Origin of the sequence: Planktothrix sp. FACHB-1355, from assembly GCF_014748295.1 — a bacterium.
Taxonomy (GTDB): Bacteria; Cyanobacteriota; Cyanobacteriia; order Cyanobacteriales; family Aerosakkonemataceae; genus Aerosakkonema; species Aerosakkonema funiforme_A.
The window spans coordinates 1-7,404 of sequence record NZ_JACJUP010000231.1 but is presented as its reverse complement, the minus strand read 5'-3'; the positions used below and the strand labels follow the sequence as shown (position 1 = coordinate 7,404).

Below are 7,404 nucleotides of genomic sequence, written 5' to 3'. Positions count from 1 at the left end.
TCGTAAATACAAACGATTGCCTTTTTGGATAATTGTTACTCCAATTTGGCCAGCCTTCAGCCTTTGATTGATTGCACTTAATTGATTTGACGGAGAAGGAGAACTCATTTGACATTTTTCGCCTATATTAGTATAATACAAAACAAATATTGACTAGAGCGGCCAACCCCACTAGCGATCGCAGGTAAAAAATATGGAATCGGGAGGGGGAGTTGGCTTAAGTAATCGTGTCAAAAAAAGCATCTGTTGAGCTACACAGGGGAGCAAAAATTTTCATAGCACCCATAAATAGCTAGAAGCACCATTAAGCAAAGTTTACAACACTGGCACTCTCTCTGGGAACTGGTTGCCGAGCGCGATCGCTTCCCTAAATTCTTCTCTAAACTGCATTTTCAGTATAATTTCGCATAAATAATAAATTAAAGTATAAATTTATACAAGTTAATTTGTAACGTAAATTAGTTCGCTCTCGTAGCTAAGTGCAAAAAATGCTCTCTATCGAAGTAACAGTTTTAGCTATTAAATAAAACTGCGGTTAGCTTTAACCAAAGCAATGTGGAACTACAGCTTGTAGGGGAAGCGAATAAAAATGTACCAGCGAGTGCTTTTAGGTGCGAGTACGAACGCCACTTGGGAGCCAAAAGTGTTTTGCGATCGCACTAATTTCTTTAGTTAAAATTCTGAAGAGTTTTCTAGCTACCTTTGTTTTGTCTGTAAAAAAGCAATCGGTTATGAAACAATTTCGTCACTACGGACATGAGAAGGTGTTTCCAGTAAACTCAACCTTTTATCTATACTATCTATACGTTTGGTTAGATTGATAACCATTTGTTCGAGACGGATACCAGAAGGTTTGGTGGGTGGCCTATCTAGACACTCTTCTATATATTCGACCAGGAGTGCAGATGCCGTTGTACCGTTGCGCTTAGCCCATTGCTGAAAAGCTTCCCATTCATCGGGGTCAATCCGGAACGTGGCTAATTTTTTCGCGGTCATTATCTATATACTTTGAGTTGACTTAGATAATAGTTTACTACGAAAATAAAAGTTACCATTTTTATTTTTATATACCTTTAAAAAAATATATATACAAATCGGCCAAAAATCTAGTTATTTTGAGTATTAATTTATACACTAAATAATTGATTTAATACGTAAAAACCTAGTTTTATAGTACAATTATACTATAAAACGACCATAGGTATTAAGTGCTGATTTTAGAATCCTCTCTCCACAGGTTTAAATATGTTAAAAAAATCTAAAAAAGATAAATAAACAGGTTATTCATGTTGGGAGTAAGCGATCGCACAAACCTTGGTTCTTATTTTGCCCAATACAGCCCGCTCGTCATGAGGCGGACTAAGTTTGGATTGGGTTATGTGCGTTGTCTGACTGGACGTGGGGTGTTTCTTCCATTGTATCCGCAAGAGTTTGGGAAACATCGGTCTTGCAATACTCTCAAAATAAAGGTTTTAGCCATTTTTAGTTAGAATATTCGCTCGGATATGATAATGTCTGCTAAACGATCGCAATTCGATCTAGCGTTAATACAGACTTATTTGATAGCGTAGCGATCGCGATCGCCGTTTGCGATCCCGTACCATCTGGGTCGAAACTCAAAACAGCAGTAGTCGTATTGTATAAAACATTAGCACTCGTACCCAGAGCAGATGGTGCATTACCGCTAACAAAAACTCCCGTAGGTGCTGCGGTTGTTTTTAAAGCTACACCAGCAATCAATCCACCACCAAATCCAGCCGCACTCAGATAAATTCTATCGTCGCTGCTGAAATCGGTGATAGTGTCGCCGCCTTCAGCGGGGGATGTGTAGGAGAAAATATCTGCGCCGCCTCCACTTGTAAGCGAATCTTTACCACCCCCACCTTCAATAATATTAGCACTGCTATTACCCGTTAACTTATCGTTAAAAGCAGTGCCAGTAATCTTATTAACATTGCTGACATTGCTTTGTTCGGTGCTATTAGTAACGATTCCCCAAAGTGGTTTCAAGCCAGAATTGCTGGGGTTTAAAAGACCTGTTTTGGTATCCAAAGTTGCTCCACCGATCCCAAAATCATTGTCATTAATGACAGCGATGGTATTATTATCAATTAAAGTCAAACCTTCCACTTTTGCATCGCCACCTGGATCGTAACCAGCAGCAATTAGATCGACGTACAATAGTTTGCTAACTGGTTTAATACCTGCTGCGGTTAACTCATCAAGAGTGGCAGTTTCAATTGTTTTACTCGCAGGCAATTTAGTTAAATCTGCCTTACTTAAATTTGTGGCTCCATTGAGGTCAATTTGATAAACTTTCTTGAAAGCTCCTGCACCCGATTTATCATCCCGCTCGACTACTAAAAATTTGCCATTACCCAAAGATACGGCATCGCCAATCTTATCGCTACTTAAGCTTTCAATCCGATAGAGATATTCAGCCGTTGTAGTTTTAGTATTAGGGTCAAATTCCAAAATTCTCAAGTTCAAAGAATTGCGAGAATTGCTGTCATTTGCTACATCTGGATTATCAATGCCACTCTGGATAAAAGCGTAGACTTTGCCATTTTGGTAAGCAACGCCTTCAAACCCTCGGTTGTTGCGACGTTGACCGTAAACACTAGGTAATGCTTCTACACCTGTCACTACTCCAGAAGCGTTAGCACCTTGCGGAACGTAGCGTTCGATTAACTTGCCATTGCTATCGAAATGTAGGATTGAAGGACGGTATTCTTCCACCATCCAATAAGTGCCATCATCAGCACGAGTAATCCCTTCCAAATCAACACCGAACGGGTCGCGATTTACAGTTTTTCCAAACACATCTACAGGTACTTCATCGCTGTTAGCAAGTCCACTTGTCCCTTGTAAGTTCGATAGACCAGTTAGAGGTTTTCCATCTTTATTGGTAAGACCAATCCGCTGAAAGTTAGCTATGCTTCCTGTCATTGAATTTACTTCAAATCGTATCCAACTAGGCTGGAAATTAGGTAATGGAAAAGGACGAGAGCTAACACCGTTAATATCGATTGGGTCGGTGTTGGGGCCGCGATCGGTATGAGTGATAAACTTTAAGTTACCGTTAGCAGCTTTTCCTTCATAAGTTAATCCAGAAAACCCACCTAGATTAATAGTTTGACCTGCTGCTGTTTGTGCGAGAGCAGGTAAATTATCAAAAGGTACGGTTGTGGTTTGATTTTGTTTGGCAATCCCCGTTGCTAAATTGACATCTATACCTCTGGTATTTCCGGTATAATCAACTGCGTCAGAAGCACGTCCTTCTTTATAACCAAAACGCAGGTAATGTTGAAAGGAACTTTGAAATTTACCTTGCGCGATCGCCAAAGCAACATCTGGGTTTTCACCTAAGTAAGAATTGCCATTAAAATTAGCGCTGGGAATTCGACCTTCATTCAGTCCGTACTTAATAAAATGTTCTAACGGACTGCTGATTTTACCTTGAGTAACCGCATCTGCGAGATCTTGATAATGCTGGCGATAAAAGTCGGCACTAAAATTATTTAAAATGATATTAAACTGGGCTAATTGTTCGCGTCCTTCTAATAATCCATATTGTATTAAGTGTTGCGTTCCACTCTTAAACAAGCCTTGATTTACCGCTTGAGCAATGTCGGGATTAGACGCTAAATAAAAATCGTTAAACGTGGCAAAATTGGCACTAGGAGCACGTCCTTCTGCTAAACCCGCTTTGATGTAGTGTTCCAGCCCGCTTTTGTATTTCCCTGCCTTAACCGCCGCATCCACATCCGAATTATTACCCAAATAATAACTATCATCAAAAAACTGTCGAAACTGGTTACTAATATTGCGCTGTTCCTTATAGCCGAAGCGAAAAAAGTGGTCGAATCCACTTTTAAGTTGACCATTAGCAACTGCTTGTGCAACGTCGGGATTTTCTGATAGATATCCCAATCCAAATAGGGAACTGGGATTGCGTCCTTCATCCATACCAAATTGGATGAAGTGGTCGTAGGCACTTTTAAACAAACCTTTAGCTATCGCATCAGCAACATCTGGATAAGCTGATAGATAATATTTCGGGTCAAATAGTCCTTGAAAAGAGCGATCGCTATTTGTACTTTGTTGAACTTCGCCAACTCCCACTCGCGAATCTACATTCAGTGATTTATCTAATTTCAGCAGCAAGAATTCATTTTGGTCTGGCCCTGGCGGACGACCAGTACCACCTTTATAATTATTATCGTTGGCAACTAAAAGAGTATTACTATCAACTACCAACACATCTTCAATAGTAACGAAAGGAAAGCGAAAAGTGGTACTGCCATCACCGTTTAAGTCGTTCGGATCTTTAATATTTAGTAAGTCGGCTACTTCTTCTTTCGCTACATAACCATTGGCATCTTTGTTCGAGAGATCGATCTTGAAAATTTTCTTGAGTCGCGCCGCATCTCCTTGATTTTGATCGCGTTCGATAACGAGGTATTCGTTTTCATTAATAACCGTGAAATCTCCGATCGAATTACCTGCCGCTTCTAGGCGATAGCGTCCAACTGCTCCTCTGAATTGATGTTTCTGTAAATCGAATTCATTAATACGTAGGGTATCTGGAGGATCGCCAGTTACCGGGCCTTCTAAGAGAGCGTATAATTTAGTTTTCTGGGGATTGATTGCTAATCCTTCGTAACCTCTGGAACGTCCGAGATTGGCAGTTGCTTTACCGGATAATACATCGGAATTGTCAGGAGATCGCACTAAATCTGAAACCAACAATTGCTGGCGTTCCTTAACAGCAGTATCGGAAAAATCGCTAAATAATCCATCTACTCCCAACTTATAAAACTGGTCGTATTCCGCTTGTGGACTGTTATTATAATCAGTTGCTAAATAAGTAGGTTCATTGCGGAAAGTATAAGGATGAACCAGTAAAACTGCTGCATGAGCATCTGGCACTAAAGTAGTAGGAGTTAGCGTTTTGTTGTTAGCATCAACAGACACGATCATCCGCTTCCAAGGGCCAATTCCATCGGCATACGTAGCAATTTCTGTTAATCCTTGAGGCGTTCTTAAATCCCCATAAGTACGGGGGTCGCCGCTAACAACAAAGTCGTAAGGTTTGGTTTCAATTAATTTGCCATCTGGCCCTACATCTGTAGCATCGAGTAATTGAACTAAAGGTACATCAGTCTTCGTATTTAAATATTTTAGGTTGCTAACTTCAAATGACTGGATATACACGGGTGCATCTGGCCCCGTATAACCATTCTTGTTGAGAATATCTACTAAGCGATCTTCTAAAGGTAATCCAATAGATTGAAAATAAGTCGGGTGTTTTGTTTCAGGATAAATACCGATCGTTCTGCCTTTTTCTGTACTCTTCCGTTTGGCTAAATCGATTACTTCTTGCAGAGTCGGAATTTGAAACTGACCGTTAAAACTTTGGTCGCGGAAAGATAAACGTTCCTTCGCCCGCAAAGTTTTCAATTCTGCTAGGGTAAAATCTTCAGTAAACCAACCCGTAATTGATTGACCATCTACTACTTTTGTTGTTTTGCGATCGGCAAATTCTGGGCGGTTAGCAACATCCGTAGTACCAGTAATATCATTTTCGTGACGAGCGACCAAAACACCATCTTTGGTAGAAACTAAATCTGGTTCGATATAGTCAGCACCCATATCGATCGCTAATTCATAAGACGCCAAAGTATGCTCTGGTCGATAACCGCTAGCACCCCGATGTCCAATGACAATTGGTATTTCCCCAGTTAAAGTATTAACATTTTCAAATTTAGGCGTAGCAATTGGCGCTTCTAATAGTTTCCCCGTATTATCAAAATGTAACAAATACGGCCCTAATTCATCACCGATCCAAATCGTGCCATCTTTGGCAAAAACAAAAGATTCGATATCGAAATCAGCACCAGTTAATAACCGCTGCGGCGTTCCTTCATTCACAATTTGGAAAGGGATTTTCTTATCTGGATCGGAAAAAGAAATAAATTCTTCAATCTTTACTTTACCATCACCATTTCCTACCCCCTTAAAACCAGGAGAAAGGCGATACATCCGCAACAGAAAATCCGGACTATTTGCTTTAGATCCAAAACCATTATCTGGCATAAACCAGTAGGAATCTTTATCTGCAAATTGCACGCCACTAAATCCTTGAACTGGTTGTCCGGGGAAGGGGCCACCTAAGTCGGGTGCTTTCGCTCCTGATGGTGGGCCACCAGCAAAAGTATCGGCGGGTAAAAGTGCAAATCCTTTCAATTCTGTCATAGTTTTCGGTTGAATATTAATCGGGTTTCCTTGTACTGTGGGAGCAGAATTAACACTCAACAATTGATTAATTGTGGGTGCAACATCGATATTACGAACCTGTCCGGGATTTACTTTAGCAATATCTGGCCCTGCGGCGTAAAAAATTGCCTTCATTTCATTCAGCGTCGGATCGTAACCGTGCGCTCCATAAAAGTTAGGCACTGAAAAAATAGGATTATCTGCGCCAAAATCATCTTTGCGTCGTACTAAGGGATTCTGAATTCCATCGAAGTTATATCCCAACTTCAAAAGTGCAAAAACATCGCCGCTATCTTGACCGATAAATTCGCTTTTTGCATTAATAATGTCTGCACTTGTAGGGTTAGGAGGTACTGGCCTCGTGTAAACTTTATCGAAAATATTTGTCGTTGTCTGTACGTAATTAGAATTAGTATCTACAATCCTTTTAAGAGTTTCCGCTACTTGTTGTTGCAATTGGACGTACTCAGAAGAAGTAACCGTACCGTTTGGTTCTCGTCCTTGCAAATTAATATAAATATTAACTGCTGGCCCACTACTAACCGCCCGGACTTTGCTGGAATCGAAGCCAGCATTTTTCAAAATATTATTAATACTGACTGCCGTGTGGAATGGTGCAAAACCGTGATCGGAAACGACCATAATATTACTGTTGGGAACGCCAGCAGCATCAGTTCCCACAGCATCGATAATTTTCTGAACTGCATCGTTAGCTGCTTTGTAAGCTGTCTGTACGTATTTTTGGTAACGAGCGATTTTTTGTGGGTCTTGACCGGAACCGATAGAATAAGGATCTTTGAAATCAGTTGGTTGGCGAGGATCGGTAAGCAGAAATTGATGCTGTGAACCGTCTGGTTGCTCGAAATAAGTCATTACCAAATCGGCATTTGGATTTTGTTGAATTGCTCGCAGAGCTAACCGAGTTTGATAATCGATGAAAGTACGTACTTGATCTGCATAAATAGCTTCGAGTTCGGCATCGGAAAATTGCTCGAAGCCTGGACTTAGCCGTTCGGGAATGCGAAAATCTGCTTGCGGTAGCCAGAAGCCAACGTTATTATTAATATCATCTACATTGGCTAGCACGGCGGGATTATTGGCAGGGCGTGGGATAAAGTTAACTGA

3 protein-coding genes are annotated in these 7,404 nt (G+C 40.7%); all 3 read right to left on the bottom strand.

Annotated elements, in window-relative coordinates; translation table 11 throughout:
• Positions 1-729 precede the first annotated feature (729 nt).
• A complete protein-coding gene (locus tag H6S82_RS12270; RefSeq protein WP_190462910.1) occupies positions 730-996 on the bottom strand; it encodes a hypothetical protein in 267 nt (88 codons plus the stop codon).
• A gap of 284 nt (positions 997-1,280) precedes the next feature.
• Positions 1,281-1,442, bottom strand: a complete 162-nt coding sequence (locus H6S82_RS12265; RefSeq protein WP_190462908.1) for a hypothetical protein — start codon at positions 1,440-1,442, stop codon at positions 1,281-1,283.
• A 76-nt stretch (positions 1,443-1,518) separates the two neighbouring features.
• Positions 1,519-7,365: an esterase-like activity of phytase family protein gene (locus tag H6S82_RS32715; RefSeq protein ID WP_347339489.1), complete on the bottom strand. Its 5,847-nt coding sequence runs from the start codon at positions 7,363-7,365 to the stop codon at positions 1,519-1,521.
• Positions 7,366-7,404 lie beyond the last annotated feature (39 nt).

What these genes read in the sequence shown, in the direction of transcription:
- H6S82_RS12265 (WP_190462908.1), bottom strand. Translation starts at nt 1,442, where the DNA reads ATGTTTCCCAAACTCTTGCGGATACAATGGAAGAAACACCCCACGTCC.
- H6S82_RS12270 (WP_190462910.1), bottom strand. Translation starts at nt 996, where the DNA reads ATGACCGCGAAAAAATTAGCCACGTTCCGGATTGACCCCGATGAATGG.